We start from the raw sequence: 19,272 nt of genomic DNA, 5'->3' as shown, positions 1-19,272 counted from the left end.
GGTATCGCCATGACCGACCCCACCGAACCCGTTCCAGGCGAAGCCGCGCCGCTTCGTGTCGTGGTCGACCTCAATCGGTGCCAGGGCTACGCCCAGTGCTGCTACGCCGCGCCCGGTGCCTTCGAGGTCCGGGGTCACGAGATCCTGTTCTACGATCCGGCTCCGCCGCGTGCGCGTCGGGGAGAGATCGAGCGGGCCGTCCAGGCCTGCCCCGTCCGCGCCATCAGCCTCCAGGCCGAATTCGGAGACGTATCGTGAGTAAGGCGGAGCCGGCCGGCATCGTCGTCGTCGGCGCGTCGCTCGCCGGCCTCCGGGGCGCCGAGGCCCTGCGCCGCAACGGCTATGCCGGCCGGCTCACGATCGTGGGCGACGAACCATATCGCCCCTACGACCGGCCGCCCCTGTCGAAGCACGTCCTGTCGGGCGAACTGGCATCGAATGCCACCGCGCTTCCGGAACGCGTCGCCCTCTATGCGCAGTGGCGGCTGGGGCACGGGGCCATCGCCCTCGACCGGGATGCGCGCACGATCCGCCTCGCGGACGGGGCGGTGCTCGCCTACGAGCGCCTCCTCATCGCCACCGGTGCGCAGGCGCGCCCCTGGCCGCCGGCCTCTGGAGGCGGGCTCGCCGGCATCTTCACCCTGCGCGGCCGGGACGATGCCGCCCGCCTGCGCACCGCGTTGGCGGAGGGGCCTGCCCGCGTCCTCATCGTCGGTGCCGGCCTGATCGGCTGCGAGGTGGCCTCCTGCTGTCGCGGTCTCGGACTACCGGTCACGCTGGTCGATCCCAATTCGACGCCGCTCGCCCGTTCGCTCGGCACCTGGGTCGGCGGCGTCATCGCCGATTGCCTGCGGGAGGCCGGCGTGACCTTTCAGGCCGGCGCACAGGTGCTCCGCTTCGCGGGCGACGCCTCGGGCCGGGTCGTTCGCGCCCATCTGGCGGATGGCAGCGCGATGGAGGCCGATCTCGTGATCGTGGCGCTCGGCGCCACGCGCGCCACGGACTGGCTCTCGGGAGCGGGCCTGATGGCCGACGCCAGCGGCGTGACCTGCGACGGCGCCTGTCGGGTGCTCGGCGCCGATGGGACGCCGTGCTCGGACATCTACGCCGCCGGGGACGTCGCGCGCTGGCCGAACGCACTCTACGGCGGCCGGCTGATGTCGGTGGAGCATTGGGGCAACGCCGTCGGGCAGGCCGCGCACGCCGCGCGCAACATGCTGGCGGGACCCGAGGACCAGCAGGTCTACCACCACCTGCCGGCCTTCTGGTCGAGCCAGTTCGGGATCAACATCAAGGCCGTCGGCTTGAGCGAGGGCGCCGACGCGGTCGCGATCGTGCAGGGCTCGCGGGCGTCACGGCGCTTCCTCGCCGTCTATGGCCGCGCGGGACGCAGCATCGCGGCCGTGTCATTCGATCAGGCCCGCTGGCTTCCCGCCTATGCCGAGGCGATCACGGCCGGACAGGCGTTTCCGCCGATCCGCGACGCGAGCGACCAGGGCGGCTTCCTCTCCCAGTCACCGGACTTCCCGCCACCCCGTGCCACGTCCACGCGCATCGAGACCCGTCATGCTTGAGGACACGCTGTTTTCCGAGGTCCTGGACCCCGCCAACCGGGCCGATCCCTACCGGATCTACGCGCGGCTTCGCGAGACCCCGGTCTCGCTCCAGCGTGACGGCAGCATCGTCGTGAGCGGCCACGCGGCGATCCGTAGCCTGATCTTCGATCCGCGCCTCAGCTCCGAGGATCTGCCACCCTCCCACCGCCCGCGCACCGGTAACCCGCTCAAGGACTGGCTCCTCAATCCGATCAAGGACCGCATCGCCACCGCCCATCGCCCCCTGATCTTCCGCGACCCGCCGGACCACGACACCCTGCGCCATGCCGTGATGCGCGAGTTCTCGGTGGCGCGGGTGCAGGCGCTGCAGCAGCGGGTCGTGCGGGACGTGGACGCCCTCATCGACGCCTGTGTCGGTCGCAAGGAAGTCTGCCTCGTCGAGGACCTGTCCTATCCGCTCCCGGTCTCGGTGATCTGCGACATGCTCGGCGTGCCTGAGGCGGACGAGCCGCAGTTCCAGGCCTGGGCGACGCAGCTCGCCACCGCCCTGGAGCCCGATGGCCGCCACGACGAGGCCAGCCGGCACCGGACGGTGGCGGCCTTCGACGCGATCTCCGGCTACATGCGCGCCCTGATCCGCGCCAAGCGCCGACGCCCCACGGCCGACATGCTCAGCGCCCTGGCCGCGCCGGGTCCCGACGGCAAGGCGGTGATGGGCGATTTCGACCTGATCTCGACGGCGATCCTGCTGCTGGTGGCGGGCCACGAGACCACGGTGAACCTCATCACCAACGGCATGCTGACCCTGCTGCGCCATCCGCAAGAGTTGGAGCGCCTGCGCGCCGATCCGGAGCGGGCGCCGCGCGTGGTCGAGGAGTTGCTCCGCTACGAGCCGCCCGTGCATTTCCGCACCCGCAAGGCTCTCGGGACCATCGAGATCGCAGGCAGAACCATTCCGAAGGGCACGCCGGTCATCCTGCTCTTCGCCGCCGCGAATCGCGACCCGGCCCGCTTCAGGGATCCGGACCGTTTCGACCCGGATCGGGAGGACAACCAGCATTTCGGCTTCGGCGGCGGATTGCACTACTGCATGGGCGCCCCGCTCGCGCGGATCGAGGCCGAGATCGCCCTGGTCGCCCTCTGCCGCCGCCTCGTCGCCCCCCGACTCATGGCCGACCCGCCGCCCTACAGGCCCGGAGCCTCCCTGCGTGGTCCCGAGAGGCTCGGCATTCGGATCTCGGGCATCGTGTCGGGGAACGCCTGACGCCGGAACGCGGTGGAAACGTGGAGAACGCGATGTTTCGCCGGCACGCCACCGCCCTTACCCTCTCAGGGCGGGCATGATGTCGGTACGGGATCACACGAACCGGCCGTCGATCAGGTAACGCATCGTCGTGGGCCACGAACTCCAAGTATCGGTACTTGGAGACCCGCCATGCTCACCATCCTTCGCCCCGTCGTCGTCGCGCTCACCCTGACGAGCTCAGCGCCCTTCGCCGTGGCCCGCACACCGGAGGCGGCCGTTCCATCGGCGGGCACCTTCCTTCCCACGGCAACGACCCTGCTCCGACACGTGGCTGCCAATGGAACCACCAAGCCGCTGGGCGCGCCCGTGGATCAGCGCCTTGGTACCTCGCTGCACTTAGCAACGGCCGACATGCGTCTGAGCCGCGCCATCCGCGCAGCGATTTGTACAGGCTGTTGAAACGCCCCCATGCAGGAGACGATAAGGCCTCGTTCTTCCTTTCCTGAGCGTACAACAGGTGACACCGTCCGCTTCGGTACATCCTGTACCCGAAAGCGGCCAGACAGTTCTCCACCCATCCCAGTCATACAACTCAAATTATTGGACTGCTCGAAAGCGGACCTTTCCAGCTTCCGCATGGGCAGAAACAGACAGGATCAAGAGTTACCCTTCTGCTGCAACGAAGGTGCTCCAAGCTTCCATCATTGCCCGCCGCTTCTCTAGTGCGTCACCCCGGCGGTAGGCTCGCTCCGTCGCATCGCCAACGACATGCGCCAGTGCTGTCTCTGCGATCTCACGGGGGAACGCCGTGCTCTCTCCAGCCCAGTCCCGGAACGAGGAGCGAAAGCCATGAACCGTCACATCAACCTTCATCCGCCGCAGCATCATCTCCATGGCCATGATGGAGAGAGGCCGTTCTGGCTTCTGGCCTGGGAATACATATTCGCCTCGTCGCACCGGCTCGGCTTGATCGAGGATCGCTAACGCAGCTTCGGTAAGCGGCACCCGATGCTCAATGCCGGCCTTCATGCGTGTCGCTGGAATGTTCCAAACCTTCGCCTTGCGGTCGATCTCACTCCAGCGGGCACCCAGCACCTCACCTGAGCGCGAGGCGTTCAGGATACAGAACTGCAAGGCAAGGCCAGCCATGGCATCGCGTGATCGCAGGTCCGCCATGAAGGCCGGGACCTCGTCAAACGGCATGGCGGCGTGGTGGCCGCGCGTGAGCTTGCGGCGTGCCGGCAGCAGCTTGTCGAGGTGCCCGCGCCAAAGCGCCGGGTTCTCGCCGGTTCGCAGCCCCTTGGCCTTGGCTGCGTCCAGCACGCGCTCGATGCGCCCGCGCAGCCGGGATGCTGTCTCGCTCTTGGTTTGCCAGATGGGGGTGAGGACACGCAGAACATCGTCCGTGCCGATCTCATCGATGGGCCTGAGCCATAGCGAACCTGCATAGGTCGTCAGCGTCGAGGACCACTGCGCTTTGTGCTTGTCGTTCCGAAAGCCCTGTGCCAGTGACCTCACCACCTCTTCCGCAAAGGCGCCGAAGCTGACCGCGGCAGCTCGCTCCTCTTTGGCTGTCCGCCTGTGTTCAATAGGATTTTTGCCGGCTTTGAGGATCTGGCGGGCGGCTAATGCTTTCTCGCGGGCCTCAGACAAGGAAACCGCCGACAGACCCCCTAATCCCATCTCTTTCAGCTTGCCCTGCCACCGGAACAGGTAGAGCCAGCGCTTGGCGCCGCTCGCGTCCACAACGAGGTAGAGGCCATCACCGTCGGAGTGTCGCCCAGGCGCTGTGAGGGTCGAAACGGCTCGCGCGCTCAGCTTCTTTACAGCGCGAGCCATTGCCCTACCCTACCCCAACATTTACCCCAACGAATGACGTGGATCTTAACGGACGCTGACACACTCCGATAGATCTCGAATCCTTTAAAGTATTGTTTTCGTTGAAACATATGGACGCCCAAGGAGCTGCGTGGACCTTGGTGCGACGGACACCCCTTCCGCCAGTTTCGTTTCCGCCAAGTTCTTCCCAGAATGCGCCCGCCACGGCGCCCCAGGCGCCGCTGAGAGCTGGATCGGCTCAGGCTTGACTGGGCGCTCGACCCTCCGGCCCCCGCCCCCAGCCGTTCGGCTATCAGCCGCCGTCCTGTCCCGTGCCGGATCGCCCGGCGCCGGCGGGTTGTCCGCCGATGGTGGTGCCGTCCGGAGTGCGTTCTGCGGCGGGGGTCGCGGGGATCAGGTCGATGGCGTCGTAGGACAGGCCGGGGCTGAGAAAGCCGATGCCCCGGATGCCGCTCGCGATCGCGAGACGGAGTTCGTTCCGGCCGACGCGCAGCGCGGAGGCCGGGAGCGCGATGGCGTAGATCCGGTTGTTGCCGCGATAGGTGCCGACCGTCAGCGTGCGGCTCCGGGGCTGCGGGGTGGAGACCTGCGGCGGCGCCTGCCAGCCGTTGAGGGCGACCGCCGGCCTGGCGCCCGCGAAGGCCGCGGTGATGCCGATGCGCAGCGTCATGGCGGCGACCTGCGACCGGGTCAGGGTGAAGCGGATCCGCACGGGCGTGTTGACGTCCGCCCACTGATAGGCGGGAAATCCGGTCGCCGCCTGGGCTTCACCGACCACGAACGGCGGCGTCGACCACGGCGCCATCCGGATGTCGGAGGGATGCATGGTCGTCACCCGGTCGCCGTTGAGAAACCCGGACGGCGTCCCGTCCCAGGTGCCGATGCGCCAGATCGCCTTGTCGCGGGCGGGATCGGCGTCGATCCGGAGGGTGGGAAGGGACGTGGTCGTTCCCGCGCGCACGTCGACGTCGCGCGCCGCCACCGCGCGTTCCGACTTGTAGACTGTCAGCCGATAGGTCCCGGGCAGCAGGCCCTCCCGCGCGAAGGTCCCCGCGCCCGGTCGAGCCTCGGTCCAGTATTGGGCCTGCGCGTTGGCGAAGCCGATGGTGTAGCCGAAGGCCGCATCCATGCCGTCGAGGCCGGCGCCGGTGACCGTCCCGCGCGCCTCCGGAGCGACGTATCCCGTCAGGCCCATGCGGCCGAACCAGGACGTGTCGAGCGGATCGGGCGTCCCGCCCGTCGTGAACGCCAGGGCGTAGCCGTCGAGGATGCCGGTCCGGAACGGCTCGGTCTGCGCCTCGCCGTAATTCACGATGTAGGTCAGTTCCTGATCCGTATCGGTGCCCTGATCGAGCAGGCTGCGGTAGAACGGCCCGCCCGATCCGCCCTCGTTGTCGTCGCGCACCATCCAGGCGGCCACGCCCGGCCCGCGCGCGCCGAAGAAGCGCCAGTCCTTGAGGCGCAGGTTCGAATAATGCTTGGACCGGGTCTGGCCGTCGGGCCGCCCGAACACGTCGTGCGCCTCGACCAGACGGTCGGTCCCCGTCAGGTTCGACGGCTCCGGCCCCTCGGGCAGCACCGCGCGCCGGAGTCGCGCGATGTAGCGCACCAGGCCCAGGCGCGGTTCGCGCGTGAAGGTGGTCGCCATGAAGATCGTCGCCACGCCGCGCCTGGCCATGTAGGCGTGGATCAGGTCGCCGGCCCGGACCGTCACCTTGATATGATCGGCATCGACGCGCGTCGCCGCGACGCTGGCGGCCGTCTGCCCCTCGTACAGGCCCGGGAAGCCGATATTGACCTGACTGCCCTTCGCGGGATCCTGATATTCGACGTCGTGCCAGCGCATCGACACGATGTCGCCGACCCCCTTGCCGGAGCCGTCCGCGGCCCCGCTCCGGACCGTGAACACGAGGCCCGCCCCGGTGTTCACCGTGATCGATGTGGCGTCCTCGCTGAGCCCGAAGGATGACGCGGCGGACAGCGCAGGGAGCGGACGGGCGGTGAGGAGCAGGCCGGCGGCCACCGCCAGCCCCCGCGCGCCGGACGATCGGAACCGGGCCTTCGACATGCGTTTCGATCCTGTGTCACGCCGACGCTCCCTCCGGGGCGGCCCGAAAGCAACCCGTCCGGCTGACACAACGCCGGCGATCTCAGGCTTCGCCGCCCCGGAGCGTCGTCCCGGTGACGCCCCCGCCGGCTTCCCGGTTGACCCCGGACCCAACCCCAACCCCAGTCCCAGCGTCGATGACGGTCGTCACCGGGTCGCGAACGTGATGCTGATCGCCGCCTTGGCGACGAGGCCGGGGTTCGGCAAGGCGTTGAGGTACTGGGTGTAGCGCTTGTCGAAGGCGTTCTGCAGGATGAAATCCGCCTTGATCCGGTCGTTGACCCGGTAGGAGGCGAAGAAATCCACCAGCGCGTAGGCCTTGGTCGCCAGGATGGTGGCGCCGGGCGGGACGTCGGTGCGGGCGTCGACGAGGTTCAGGCGGGAGCCGACGGTCAGGCGGTCGTCGAGGAAGCGCAGGCCCAGGGTGGTGCTGATCCGGTCGGGCGGCACGGTGAGGAGGGTCTGGCGGGTGGCCCTGTCGCGGCCCTCGGTGTGGGTGGCCGCGAGGGAGACGAAGCCGCCACCCCAATCGTAGGCGCCCTCGAGCTCGACCCCCGAGAGCTCGCCCTGCGCGATGTTGAGGTACTGGAACGACTGGACCGGGATGACGCAGGGGAAGCGCCCCGGAATCCGGGCGCAGATCGAGGCCGGGATGCCCGCGAGGGCGGGCACGAAGTAGGTCGGTCCCACCGCCTCCATGTTGATGAAGTCGTCGATCTCATTCTGGAAGACGTTGAGCTTGGCGCGGAACACGTCGCCGGGGACCAGCACCTCGTTGTATCTCAGGTTGACGCCGCCCTCGACCGTGCGGGCCACCTCCGGGCGCAGGGCCGGGTTCGGCAGGATGCTGAAGGCCGGGAAGGGGTGGATGCCCTGGACCAGCGTCTCGGTGATCGAGGGCGCGCGGTAGCCCTCGGCGTAGGTGCCGTAGACCTCGATGCCGGCGAAGGGCGAGACCCCCACGGTGATCTTGGGCGAGACCCGGTCGCCGCTGGAGCGATAGGCGCCCCCCGACAGCGTGTAGGTGTCGTAGCGCAAAGCACCGATCACCCGGAGCCAGTCGGCGTAGCGGATCTCGTCCTGCACGAAGGCGCCGGCGAGGGTGCGCGACCCCGAGGGCGTGAAGGCGCCGCCGAAGCCGCCGGCCCGGTCGCTGGTGCGCACACGATTCTGAACCAGATCGCCGCCGACCGTGAGGGCGTGGCGCAAGGGCCCTGTGTCGAAGCGGGCCGTGTTGTGGGCGTCGAAGCCCGTGGTCTCGAGGTCGTAGGTGATGCGGTCGCCCGCCCGGGTGCCGAGGCGGCCGTAGAGGCCGCTCGCGGTGTCCTGCAGGTAGGTCAGGTCGTTATGCGTGGTGGTGGCGTAGCCCTTGAGGCTGACATCGATCAGGGGCACGTCCGGCCGGGCGAATCGATAGCCCAGCGTATAGGTGTCGGCCTGCACCGCGTTGGCGAAGCGCGCACCGGCGTTGTTGGGGCCTGCATTGGTGAAGTCGAAGCGCTGCAACAGGGCCGTGCCGCTGATCTCGTGGCCGTCGGCGGGCCGGATATTGATCTTGGCGAGGCCCGCGGACAGTTCGTTGCCGGTGTCCGGCACCGTCGTGCCGAAGCCCTCGCGGTAGGGGCCGTTGTTGCGGAACACGAACTGCCCGAACACGTCGGCCGCCGTTCCGATGCGGGCGCCGAGCGCGGTCGCGTTCACGAAGCGCTGGCCGTTGGTGCCGAAGCCCTGCTTCTGCACGGCGCCGGCCGTCTCGTCGGGGGCCAGGATGTCGTCGATCGACCGGGTCCGGAAAGACGCGACGCCGCCGATCGCGCCCGAGCCGTAGATGGTGGCGGTCGGACCCCGGGTGATGTCGACGCCGCCGACCAGTTCGGGATCGAGGTAGAACACGCCGTTGGCGCTGTGGCCCGAGGTCTGGAAGTCCTGGCGCGCGCCGTCGATCAGGACGTTGACGCGCCCGAAATCCTGCAGGCCCCGGATGTTGATCGCCTGGGCCGGATCGCTCGGGTTCTCCTGCGTGGTGACGCCGGGGACGTCGCGCAGCACCTCCGAGAGGCGGCTCGGCTGGATGCGGTCGATCTGCTCCCGGGTGACCACGCTCGTGCCCGAGAGGGCGTCGACCGCGCGGCCCGGGGTCTTCGTCGCGGTGACCGAGATGGTGTCGAGGCTGATATCGGCCCCGGGCGGCCCCCTCCGGGCCGGCGCCAGGCTCTGCGCCGAGGTCGCGTCCTGTGCCTGCGCCGCGCCGAGCGCCGTCATCGAGACGCCGAGCGCCAGCCAGGCACGGTGAGACAGTCGAGACATGGGTGCATCCGCCCAGAGCGCAGGGGAACCGTTGGCTGGCTGGCGGAGGGCTGGCTGGCTGATGTCCGGGTGGTCTGCGGTCCGGTCCGGGATGGGTCAAGCGACCGTGTCGGCCCTGAGTCTGGAAGCATTCGGATCTGCCAGCGGGTCAGTCTGCAGGGATTCCAGATCCGCTTGATTCCAAGGGTGCTTGTGACATTCCCGCCATACGCCGCGGCGGCAGCACGAAGGGCTGGCCGGGCTCCGGCAGCTGGCCGACCCGCCACGGCACGCCGAACACCCGCGCCAGGAGATCGTCCCGGATCACCGCGGCCGGCGGGCCGCGGGCGACGATCCGTCCGGCCTCCATCACCAGAAGGAGGTCGGCATAGGCCGCCGCGAGGTTGAGGTCGTGCAGGATCGCCACCACGGCGGCCCCCTCGGCGGCGACCCGCGCGGCGGCCTCGAGCAGTCCCGTCTGGTGGCGCAGATCGAGGCTCGCCGTCGGCTCGTCCAGGAAGAGCACCTGCCGCGGCGCCACCGTTCGCCCGGCCGCGATCTGGCACAGGGCGCGGGCGAACTGCACCCGGGCCTGCTCGCCGCCGGACAGCGTCGCGTAGGTCCGGTCCGCCAGGTGGGTGACGTCCGCCCGCCGGAGCGCGTCGGCCAGGAGCGCGTCGCGGGTCCGGCGGTCGAGGCGGCGGCCGATGCCGTCGAGGCCGATCCGCGCCACCTCGGCGGCGGCGAACGGGAAGGCCAGCCGCGTCGCCTGCGGCATCACCGCCCGCAGGGTCGCGAGGCGCCAGGGCGGGATCTCTGCCGCCGGTTCGCCCGCATAGGCGAGGCTGCCGGCCAGGGGCCGCAATTCGCCGCTGAGGAGCCGCAGCAGGGTGGATTTGCCGGCGCCGTTGGGGCCGACGATGACCTGCACCGTTCCGGGTTCGGCCTAGAAATCGGCCGCCTCCACCAGGCGCCGCCCGCCCGCCGCATAGGACAGGCCGCGGCCGACGAGCAGGGCGGGCTCAGTCATGCGCCACGCTCGACCGGCCCAGCAGGAGCCACAGGAAGGCGGGCGCGCCGACGAGCGCCGTGACGATGCCGATCGGCAGTTCGGCCGGCGCCACCACGAGGCGGGCCGCCACGTCCGCCAGCACCAGCAGCGTCCCGCCGAGGACGGCGCAGGCGGGCAGCAGCCGGCGATGCTCCGGGCCGATGAGGAGGCGCAGGGCATGGGGCACCACGAGCCCGACGAAGCCGATGACGCCGGCTGCCGCGACCCCCGCGCCCACCGCCAGGGCGACCAGCAGGATGACGCGGCGCTTCAGCCGTTCCACCGCGATCCCGAGATGGAAGGCCTCGGCCTCGCCGAGCACGAGGGCGTTGAGCCCGCGCCCGAGCCAGGGCACGAGGACGAGGACGGGCAGGATCGCGAGGGCGCTCGCCAGGACCTTGGCCCAGGTGGCTCCGCCGAGGCTGCCCAGCAGCCAGAAGGTGAGATCGCGCAAGCTGCCGGTCGTCGCTGGCATAGACCAGGAGGCCGGTGAGTGCGCTGGCCAGGGCCGCCAGGGCGATCCCGGCCAGGAGCAGGGTCGCCACCGAGGTCCGCCCGGCCCGGGAAGCCACGACGTAGAGCGCGAGGGTCGCGGCGAGCCCGCCCAGGAACGCGGCGGCGGGCAGGATCGCTTCAGGCAGGATCGCTTCAGGAAGGATCGCATCGGGCAGCGGGCCGGCGAGGCCGAGGGCGGCGCGCAGGCGATCGCCGAGGACGATCACCGTCGCGGCGCCGAGGCCGGACCCGGCCGAGACGCCGACGAGGGCGGGGTCGGCGAGCGGGTTCCGGAACAGGCCCTGCATCAGGGCGCCGGACACCGCGAGGCCCGCGCCCACCAGGAGGCCCAGGAGGGTGCGCGGCAGGCGGATGTTGAGGATCACCAGGGCATCGCGGGCGGCGCCGGTATCGCCACCGCCGGGCTCCCCTCCCCCATGCAGCAGAATTGCGGCGACGCGGCCCGGAGGAATGGAGACCGCGCCGAGGCCGAGGGACATCAGCACGGCGCCTGCGAGGACCAGGCCGAGGATCGCCCAGACGACGAGGCCGGGCCTGCGCGCGCCGGACGGCCTCGCGGCCCGCGCCTCAGCCATGCCGGAGGTCCGGATAGGCGCGCCGCATCAGGGTGTCCGCCGCCTCGGGCGTGCGCGGCCCGAATCCCAGGAGCGTGAGCCCGTCCAGGATCACCAGCGCGTGGGCGGCCGCCGCCGGGGTCCGGCCCAGGGCGGTTCCGGGCGCGAACACCGTCTCCGGAGTCGGCGGGGTGCCCTCCGGCGCCATCATCACGACGAGATCCGGAGCGGCCGCCACGATCGCCTCGTCGGTGATCGGCTTGAAGCCCTCGAGGTCGGCGGCCGCGTTGCGAAGCCCGGCGAGCTTCAGGATGCCGTCCGCTGCGGAGTTGCGCCCGCCGACCATCACCCGGCCATGGGCGAGGGAGAGAATGACGAGGGCCGGGATCGGGTGCTCGACCCGGCGGCGCGCCTGCGCCAGGGCGGTGAAGCGGTCCGCCACCGCCTGCGCGAGGCCGCCGGCCTCCGCCGCGAGCCCCGCAAGGCGGCCCACCTGCCGGATCTTCTCCAGCACCCCCTCGGCGGAGGGCGGTTCCCGAACCCAGCGTACCGGTACGCCCGCTTCCGCCACCAGGGCGAGCACGGCCGGGGGGCCCGCCCCCTCGGCGGCGATGACGAGATCGGGCGCCACGGAGAGCAGACCCTCGGCGGAGAGCGCCCGCAGGTAGCCGGCATTCGGCTTCAGCCGCTGGACCTCGGCCGGATAGAGGCTGGTGGTGTCGACGACGGCGATGCGCGGAGCGGCCCCGAGAGCCCACAGGATCTCGGTCACGGCGCCCCCCAGGGAGGCGATGCGGACGGCCGGCGCCTCTGCCCGTGATGCCTCCGCCCGTGATGCCTCCGCCCGGGATGATTCCTCCCGTGATGATTCCTCCCGCGGCGCTTCCGCCCGCGCGGGCCGGACCATCAGCGCGCAGCCGGCGGCGAGGAGCGCGGCGCGGCGGGTCGAGGCGGGCGCGCGGGTCATTTGGTGAGGATCAGCTTGTCGTTGGCGGTGATCCGCAGGCGGTAGCGGTCGCTTCCGTGCAGGATGGTGATTTCGCGCTGCCCACGCAGGAGGGCCTGCGTGCTGACCTCCGCAGGCGCGCCTGGCGGCCTCGGCATCGCGGGGGCCTGGCTTGGGTGGGGCGCAGGGTTTGCGCCATCCGGGAAAGGCATGGGATCGAACTTCCAGGCTATGTCTTTTAGTTAAAACAACTAAAAAGAACGCTGACGAGCATGTATGCTGATAAATATTCTCGACAGCCATCGCAAGCGGGTCTATCGCACGGCTCTCATCAGATCATCCAAGAGGTTTTCCGTGTTTATCGCCATGAATCGCTTCAAGGTCGTCAAGGAGGCCCAGGCCGAATTCGAGCAGGTCTGGCTCACTCGCGACAGCCGCCTCGGCGAGATGGCGGGCTTCGTCGCCTTCGAACTGCTGCGCGGCCCGGAGGCCGACGACCACGTGCTCTACGCCTCGCACACCGTCTGGCAATCGAGGACCGATTTCGATGCGTGGACGCAGTCGGAGCAATTCCAGGCGGCGCATCGCCGCCTGCCCTCGGCGAATCCCCTCTACCACGGGCACCCGAGCTTCGAGGGCTTCGAAGCCATCCGGGCCTGATCCGGCAGGACAGGGCGAGGCGGCGCTTCGCGCACCGCAGGGTGGGGGAAGCAGCCCGACCGTTGGGACTTTGTTCGGTCGAAGCGTCAAGAGGACGGACCTTCGTGGTCGCGTCCGAAGTGCGCCCGCACCGGATATTCAGGGGCCGCCTGGCTTTCGAGGACGGCGCGATGTCGCGTTGAAAGGTCGGGTCAATGAATCTCGCCGCGTCGGACCGGTGATCGCGGCCGTCGTGACGGCACGGTCTGACGACCCGATCAGGAGTCTCGACGTGGCGTGCGGGTCCATTGCCGATCGTCCGGGGACGGCGCCTGGGAACGGCTTTCCGATCCTCGCCGGGTCCGCGGGGGTATCGATTCGGGCCGCTGGATCGGTCTCATCCCGCGGGATGGCCCGATGCTGCCGGGGCGCGGGCGCCGCGGCGGCTCGCCCGCGGCTGCCCGTCTGGTGATCAGGTGGCGGCTGGCCGGCCGCGCAGGAGGCCGCCGAAGCTGTGGAACGGCAGCCACAGCAGCTTCAGGAACGCCCGGATCGTCAGGACGGCGGCGACGGTGAAGAGCGCCAGCAGCGTTTTGATCATGGGGTAGACTCCTTGTCCGAGGCCGCAACGGCTGCGTGTTCCAGGATCCCGGCCGTTCCCAATGGGCTCGGAGAAACGGGCGGGATTAAGGACGGGCCGATGAATTTCCGACGCGCCGGCGCGATCGCGGCGCGAATGCCGTCCTCGGCCTCCGTCCCGTGCTCCCGCCCCGGCCCGTATCGCGGATCGACGGCGGTACGGGCGCGTGGCCAAGCTGGGGTCGCAGTGGTTAATAAAGCGTGGCGCGGGCCCGGGCGGGCGGTCCGCAAGGGACCCTGCTATGGACCTCGACCTCTCGTCATGACCCTCGACCTCCCGTCATGACCCTCGACCAGTTGCGGATCTTCGTGGCGGTGGCCGAGCGCGAGCACGTCACCCGCGCCGCCGAGGCGCTGAACCTCGTCCAGTCGGCGGTGAGCACCGCCATCGCCACCCTGGAGGGCCGCCACGCCACCAAGCTGTTCCATCGGGTGGGGCGCGGCATCCAGCTGACCGAGGCCGGCCGGGTTTTCCTGGCGGAGGCGCGGGCCGTGCTGGCCCGGGCCGAGGTGGCCGAGCTGGTGCTTGCCGATCTCAGCGGGCTGCGCCGGGGCACCCTGGCGATCCAGGCGAGCCAGACCATCGCCAGCCACTGGCTGCCGCGCCACCTGGTGGCCTTCCGCCGGGCCTATCCCGAGATCGCGATCCGGCTGGAGGTGGGCAACACGGCGGACGCGGCCGCTGCCGTGCGCGAGGGCCGGGCCGAACTGGGCTTCGTCGAGGGCGTGCTCGACGATCCCGCGCTCGCCAGCGCCGATGTGGCCTGGGACGACCTGGTGCTGGTGGTGGCGCCCGGGCATCCCTTGGCGGAGGACCGGGCGATCGGCCTCGACGATCTCACGGCGACGCCGTGGGTGCTGCGCGAGCCCGGCTCCGGCACCCGCTCGGCCTTCGAGGCCGCGCTGGAGGCCAAGGGCCTGTCGCCCGGCCGCCTCACGGTGGCCCTGGAACTGCCCTCGAACGAGGCGGTGCAGGCCGCCGTCGCGGCCGGTGGCGGAGCGAGCGTGCTCTCGGCCTCGGTGGTCTCCGGGGGCCTGGGCGCCGGCACCCTGGTGCGGGCCCCGTTCGCCCTGCCGTCGCGGCCCTTCCGGGTCCTGCGCCACCGGGCGCGCTATCGCAGCCGCGCGGCGGATGCGCTGCTCGCCCTGATCGCGGCGGCGACCGAGGCCTGACGGCGGCGAGAGTCTTTCGTTTCCGTTTGTCGTGTCGGGATAATCGGTTTCCACGGATCCCTGCCAAACTCTACAGGATGCCGAGGCCGTGGATCAGCCCGAGGCTGACCGCGCCCAGCGCCAGCAGGGAGAGGATCACGGCACACGTCACCCGCAGGCCGGCCCGCGCCACGACCCGGACATCGACCCCGAGACCGAGGGCCGCCATCGACACCACGGTGAGGAGGTTGGCGCTGCCGGACAGGGCCGGAAGGGCCGCTTCGGGGATCAGCCCGGCCGAGCGCAGCCCCGCCAGGGCCAGGAAGGCGAGGATGAACCACGGCACCAGCTGGTGCAGCGCGACGCGGCCCTCCGCCCGATCCCGTCCCGAATTCGGCCCCGAGTCCGGCCCTGGCCGAGGCCGGCTTAAAGAGAGCGCCAGCACCACGGGGCCGAGCATCAGAACCCGCACGAGCTTGACCAGGGTACCGACCTGCACGCTGAGCAATCCGATGGGTGCGGTGGCGGCGAGGACCTGCGGCACGGCATAGACCGTGAGGCCGGCGAGCACGCCGTACTGCATCGGCGAGAGGCCGAGCAGCGGCACGAGCAGCGGCAGCAGCAGGACGACCAGCACGCCGAGCACCGCCGTGAAGGCGATGGCGGCAGCGACCTCCTCGCCATCGGCCCCGATGACCGGCGCGGTGGCGGCGATGGCCGAATTCCCGCAGATGGAATTGCCGCAGGCCACCAGCATCGCCATGCGGTGGTGCAGGCCGAGCGCCCGGCCGACGCCGTAGCTCGACGCGATCGCGACCGCCACGACCCCCGCGATGCCGAGGAGGAGCCCGGGTCCCGCCGCCCACAGCGTGCCCAGGCTGAGCGAGGCGCCCAACAGCACCACGGCGACCTCCAGGACGGTCTTGGCCCCGAAGGCGATGCCGGTCTGCCAGCCCGGTGCCGGAACCCACAGGCTCCGGACCAGCGTGCCGATCAGGATGGCGAGGACCAGGGACTCGAGCCAGGCCCGGCCGAAGACGGCGACCTCGGCCGCCTCAAGCAGCATCGCCCCTGCGGTGACCGCGAGGCAGAGCCCGAGGCCGGGAACCACAGTGCCGGAAACCATCAGGCGCAGCGTCGCGGCGGCCGGGTGGCGATCTGCCTGTGGGGAACGGATGGACATGGTCGGCTCCGGGTTGAAGCCCGGACCGTCCCATAACCCTATCATTCGATCCAACAGAACGTCGAGATGGCTTTGTTCTCTAAATGAGATGAAAGAAAGAGTCGACGAGACCGTCCCGCAGGATCGTCATCGGAAAAGAGACGGGTTCGACGAAGATCGAGCGCGGATCGTGCCGGATCGCGGCACGTCCCTGGCAAGGGACGCTCCGGCAGGGTTGCAGGGTCGGCAGACCCGATTCTCGTTCGAGAGCGATCCGGGGCAAAAGGACTTTTCTCGGCAAGGGCGCGCGATCGGCCCTTCCGGCGACGCGAAGCGAGAGACCGCATGACGAACCGACGCTGCATCCTCCTCGGCGCCCGCGTCCAGGAGGGGGCCGGTCGCCTGGGCTGCGACATGGGGCCGAGCGCCTACCGGGCGGCCGGCCTGGCCGAGACCCTGTCGGGCCTCGGCCTCGACATCGTCGATGCGGGCGACCTCGCGCCGGCCGCCATCGTCGCGCGCGACCATCCGAACCGGGCGCTGCGCCATCTCGGGGCCTTCGCGGCCTGGACCGAGGTCCTGGCGGCGGCCGCCTATGCGCACAGCGCCGACGCGCTCCCGATCTTCCTCGGTGGCGACCACAGCCTGTCGGCCGGCACCCTGTCGGGACTCGGCCGCCGGGCGGCCCAGGAAGGGCGTCCGCTCTTCGTGCTCTGGCTCGACGCGCACGCGGATTTCCACACCCTCGACACCACGACGAGCGGCAACCTGCACGGAGTCCCCCTCGCCTACGCCACCGGGCGCCGGGGCTTCGCCGGCTCCCTGCCGGTTCCGCCGGCTCCCATCGACCCGCGCAACGTCTGCCTGATGGGCACCCGCAGCCTCGATCCGGCGGAGCGCGTGGCGGTGCTGGAGGCCGGCGTCCTGATCCACGACATGCGCAGCATCGACGAGGCCGGGGTCGTGGCACCCCTGCGGGCGTTCCTCGGCCGTGTCGCGGCGGCCGGCGGCCGCCTGCATGTCAGCCTCGACGTGGATTTCCTGGACCCCGGCATCGCCCCGGGGGTCGGCACGACGGTGCCGGGCGGCGCGACCTTCCGCGAGGCCCACCTGATCATGGAGATGCTGCACGATTCCCGCCTCGTCGGCAGCCTGGACCTCGTCGAACTCAATCCCTTCCTCGACGAGCGGGGGCGGACGGCGCATCTCATGGTCGATCTCGCCGCGAGCCTGATGGGCCGGACCGTGCTCGACCGGCCGACGCAGAGCTACTGATGCCGGATCGCGGCGGGCGGTTCGGCATGGCTTTCCGATCAAGTCGGAGCATCTCAGGATTGTAAAAAATTACCCAACCTCGTGTGAGGTCTTTCGTAAGATGTCTTAAGATAATTCCGGGCATCGATAAGATTCAACGGGACCGCATCATGCAGGCCGAAGCGCAGTTCGAGGAGCAGGAGCGACTGGCGGCCCTCGATCGCTACGACATCCTCGACACCCCGCAGGAGGAAGTGTTCGACCGCATCACCCGGCTGACCCGGCGGATCTTCGACATGCCGATGTCGACCATCACGCTCATCGATGGACATCGCCAGTGGTTCAAGGCGCGGTCGGGCGTGGACGCCTGCGAGACCCCGAGGGGACCCGCCCTCTGCGATGTCGCGCGGCACGCGCCGCGCGCCCTCGTGGTCCCGGATACCACCGCCGACGATCGCTTCGCCCGCAATCCCTTCGTGGTCGGCGCGCCGCATATCCGGTTCTATGCCGGTGCGCCGTTGCGCACGCCGCAGGGGCACAGCATCGGCACCCTGTGCACCATGGATACGCGGCCGCGCCCCTTCCCCGACGATGCGGTCGCGTCGCTCACCGACCTCGCGAAGATCGTGATGAGCGAACTGGAGCTGCGTCGCGTCGCCATGACCGACAGTCTCACGGGCGCCCTGTCGCGCGGCGCCTTCCGGGCGGAATGCGAACGCACCCTGGACCTGGCGCTGCGGCATCGCCACGCCCTGAGTTGCATCATGATGGACCTCGATCACTTCAAGGCCATCAACGACCTGCACGGCCACCCGGTCGGCGATCGGGTCCTGTCGGAGGTGGCCGAGAGCTGCCGCAGGGGGCTTCGGGTCTCCGACGCTTTTGGCCGGGTGGGGGGCGAGGAATTCGCGGTTCTTCTGCCGCACACCGATCTGGCCGCGGCGATGATCGTCGCCGACAAGCTGCGCGCGTCCGTCGTCCAGCTGCAGGTGCCGACCGCCCCCGGCACCCTTCGGGTGAGTGCCAGCTTCGGCGTCGCGGCGCTGGACGCCTCGGTGAACGGCCTCGATGCCCTCTTGGGGCATGCCGATGCCGCCCTCTACACCGCCAAGACCGGGGGGCGGAACCGCTGCGCGGCCTGGACGCCGACTGCCGCCCCGCTCCCGTCGCAGCCCCTGCGCCGTCGGGTGCTGAAGGCGGGCCAGATCACCTTCAACGGCGGTCGCTCGGTCCTCGATTGTACCGTGCGCGGCCTGTCCGAGACGGGGGCGGGCTTGCGGATCGTCAGCACGGCCGGCGTGCCGGAGACCTTCAAGCTGGCGATCGGGGCCGACCAGGTCTCCCGCCTGTGCCGGATCGTGCTCAGGAGCGAGGGACAGCTCGAAGTCGAGTTCGTCTGAGGGCAAGATCCCAGGGGCAAGATCCCAGGAGCAAGATCCCAGGAGCACGATCCGAGAACAGGGACGTGTGCGGCGGCGGAAAGCCCGGTTCAGGCGAGCGCCCGGGCGTGGGATGGCTCGAGGCCGAGCAGGTCGGCGATCTCGGCCCGCGGTTCGCCGATCAGATCCGCCAGGGTGACCTGGTCGAGAACCGTCAGGAACGCGGTCAGCGCATCCGCCAGAACCTGCCGCAGGCGGCAGGCCGGAGTCAGGAGGCAGGCGCCTCCGGCGAAGCATTCCGCCATCGCGAAATCCTCCTCCGTGGCCCGGATGACGGTGCCGAGACGGATCTCCGCGGCCGGCTTTCCCAACCGCAGCCCGCCGCCGCGGCCGCGCATGGTCCGGATCATTCCCAATTGTCCCAGCTTGTGAACCACCTTGGTGAGATGGCTCTCCGAGATCCGATAGGCGCGGGCGATCTCCGCCGTCGAACTCTGACGTTCGCCGTTGACGCCAAGATACATCAGGATGCGGATGGCGTAATCGGTGTACAGCGTGAGCCGCATCGGGATTCCTTCGGACGTGCCAAGTTTAACTTCGCGAAGCGCTCGGCCCCCGCTTAGTGTTCAAGCTGGGTTTCACACCCTCTCCGCCATCATCCTCTCTGGAATTGCCTTCAGGCTCCCCAGATCGGCCGCGATATTCCGTAGGTTGCATTGAAATTGAATATCGCTCAGCGGAAATATTCGACGCTATACTCTTCCTAGTGATGTGTATCACAAATAAAGTCTGATCGAACAGGGAGTCCTGCTGCAAAATTTGATGTTTGTTATATTTTTTTGAGGGGACCGGACCGGATCGTCGACGACCCTGGTCCCGGCAGTCTCGGCCCAGACTGTCTCGGCCTACACGGCTCGCTTCAGGCCGGTGCGAGCCAAGCTGTCGC

At 69.9% G+C, this 19,272-nt stretch carries 17 protein-coding genes and 1 pseudogene; 8 read left to right on the top strand and 10 right to left on the bottom strand.

Annotated elements, in window-relative coordinates; translation table 11 throughout:
* Positions 1–9 precede the first annotated feature (9 nt).
* From ACV7NL_RS15615 to ACV7NL_RS15600, 4 genes are all read left to right on the top strand, one after another.
* On the top strand, positions 10–258 hold the full coding sequence (locus ACV7NL_RS15615; RefSeq protein WP_247637124.1) for a ferredoxin: 249 nt from the start codon (positions 10–12) through the stop codon (positions 256–258).
* Entirely contained in the window at positions 255–1,574 is a 1,320-nt protein-coding gene (locus ACV7NL_RS15610) for an NAD(P)/FAD-dependent oxidoreductase (RefSeq protein ID WP_463356151.1), read from the top strand. Before ACV7NL_RS15615 ends, ACV7NL_RS15610 begins: the two co-directional genes overlap by 4 nt.
* Entirely contained in the window at positions 1,567–2,820 is a 1,254-nt protein-coding gene (locus ACV7NL_RS15605) for a cytochrome P450 (protein ID WP_463356150.1), read from the top strand. Before ACV7NL_RS15610 ends, ACV7NL_RS15605 begins: the two co-directional genes overlap by 8 nt.
* A gap of 171 nt (positions 2,821–2,991) precedes the next feature.
* Positions 2,992–3,261, top strand: coding sequence for a hypothetical protein (locus ACV7NL_RS15600; protein WP_056093290.1), 270 nt, complete (start codon positions 2,992–2,994; stop codon positions 3,259–3,261).
* Between the two features lie 204 nt (positions 3,262–3,465).
* Here ACV7NL_RS15600 and ACV7NL_RS15595 read toward each other — a convergent pair whose 3' ends face one another.
* The 7 genes and pseudogenes from ACV7NL_RS15595 to ACV7NL_RS15565 form a co-directional block, all read right to left on the bottom strand.
* Complete coding sequence (locus ACV7NL_RS15595) at positions 3,466–4,641, bottom strand: tyrosine-type recombinase/integrase (RefSeq protein ID WP_463356149.1); 1,176 nt, start codon at positions 4,639–4,641, stop codon at positions 3,466–3,468.
* Positions 4,642–4,933: 292 nt separating this feature from the next.
* Positions 4,934–6,709, bottom strand: a complete 1,776-nt coding sequence (locus tag ACV7NL_RS15590) for a rhamnogalacturonan lyase B N-terminal domain-containing protein (protein ID WP_463356148.1) — start codon at positions 6,707–6,709, stop codon at positions 4,934–4,936.
* 186 nt (positions 6,710–6,895) lie between these two features.
* On the bottom strand, positions 6,896–9,055 hold the full coding sequence (locus ACV7NL_RS15585) for a TonB-dependent hemoglobin/transferrin/lactoferrin family receptor (protein ID WP_463356147.1): 2,160 nt from the start codon (positions 9,053–9,055) through the stop codon (positions 6,896–6,898).
* A 148-nt stretch (positions 9,056–9,203) separates the two neighbouring features.
* Positions 9,204–9,965, bottom strand: coding sequence for a heme ABC transporter ATP-binding protein (locus tag ACV7NL_RS15580; RefSeq protein ID WP_463356146.1), 762 nt, complete (start codon positions 9,963–9,965; stop codon positions 9,204–9,206).
* A 91-nt stretch (positions 9,966–10,056) separates the two neighbouring features.
* A pseudogene (locus ACV7NL_RS15575) lies at positions 10,057–11,176 on the bottom strand (FecCD family ABC transporter permease).
* On the bottom strand, positions 11,169–12,122 hold the full coding sequence (locus ACV7NL_RS15570; protein ID WP_463356145.1) for a heme/hemin ABC transporter substrate-binding protein: 954 nt from the start codon (positions 12,120–12,122) through the stop codon (positions 11,169–11,171). Before ACV7NL_RS15570 ends, ACV7NL_RS15575 begins: the two are co-directional and overlap by 8 nt.
* The gene (locus ACV7NL_RS15565) at positions 12,119–12,259 is read right to left on the bottom strand and encodes a hemin uptake protein HemP (protein WP_200935910.1); all 141 of its coding nucleotides are present in this window, start codon (positions 12,257–12,259) and stop codon (positions 12,119–12,121) included. Before ACV7NL_RS15565 ends, ACV7NL_RS15570 begins: the two co-directional genes overlap by 4 nt.
* A 196-nt stretch (positions 12,260–12,455) precedes the next feature.
* On the opposite strand from ACV7NL_RS15565, the gene ACV7NL_RS15560 reads away from it, so the two are divergent.
* Entirely contained in the window at positions 12,456–12,761 is a 306-nt protein-coding gene (locus ACV7NL_RS15560) for an antibiotic biosynthesis monooxygenase family protein (protein ID WP_056181271.1), read from the top strand.
* A gap of 451 nt (positions 12,762–13,212) precedes the next feature.
* Here the strand turns inward: ACV7NL_RS15560 and ACV7NL_RS15555 are convergent, their stop codons facing one another.
* Positions 13,213–13,341: a hypothetical protein gene (locus ACV7NL_RS15555; protein ID WP_274533541.1), complete on the bottom strand. Its 129-nt coding sequence runs from the start codon at positions 13,339–13,341 to the stop codon at positions 13,213–13,215.
* Between the two features lie 320 nt (positions 13,342–13,661).
* Here ACV7NL_RS15555 and ACV7NL_RS15550 point away from each other — a divergent pair, with 320 nt between their 5' ends.
* On the top strand, positions 13,662–14,552 hold the full coding sequence (locus tag ACV7NL_RS15550) for a LysR substrate-binding domain-containing protein (RefSeq protein ID WP_463356144.1): 891 nt from the start codon (positions 13,662–13,664) through the stop codon (positions 14,550–14,552).
* A gap of 70 nt (positions 14,553–14,622) precedes the next feature.
* Here the strand turns inward: ACV7NL_RS15550 and ACV7NL_RS15545 are convergent, their stop codons facing one another.
* Entirely contained in the window at positions 14,623–15,657 is a 1,035-nt protein-coding gene (locus ACV7NL_RS15545; protein ID WP_463357139.1) for a YeiH family protein, read from the bottom strand.
* Positions 15,658–16,038: 381 nt separating this feature from the next.
* Between ACV7NL_RS15545 and rocF the strand changes: the two genes are divergently transcribed.
* A complete protein-coding gene (gene rocF, locus ACV7NL_RS15540; protein WP_463356143.1) occupies positions 16,039–16,968 on the top strand; it encodes an arginase in 930 nt (309 codons plus the stop codon).
* A gap of 149 nt (positions 16,969–17,117) precedes the next feature.
* The gene (locus ACV7NL_RS15535; protein WP_463356142.1) at positions 17,118–18,347 is read left to right on the top strand and encodes a sensor domain-containing diguanylate cyclase; all 1,230 of its coding nucleotides are present in this window, start codon (positions 17,118–17,120) and stop codon (positions 18,345–18,347) included.
* An 89-nt stretch (positions 18,348–18,436) separates the two neighbouring features.
* Here ACV7NL_RS15535 and ACV7NL_RS15530 read toward each other — a convergent pair whose 3' ends face one another.
* A complete protein-coding gene (locus tag ACV7NL_RS15530) occupies positions 18,437–18,892 on the bottom strand; it encodes an Rrf2 family transcriptional regulator (RefSeq protein WP_247637257.1) in 456 nt (151 codons plus the stop codon).
* Positions 18,893–19,272: the final 380 nt, after the last annotated feature.

The sequence above is a fragment of the Methylobacterium sp. Ger2507 genome (assembly GCF_055231875.1).
The sequence above is the reverse complement of the archived record's forward strand: the minus strand, read 5'-3'. Positions and strand labels throughout refer to the sequence as shown.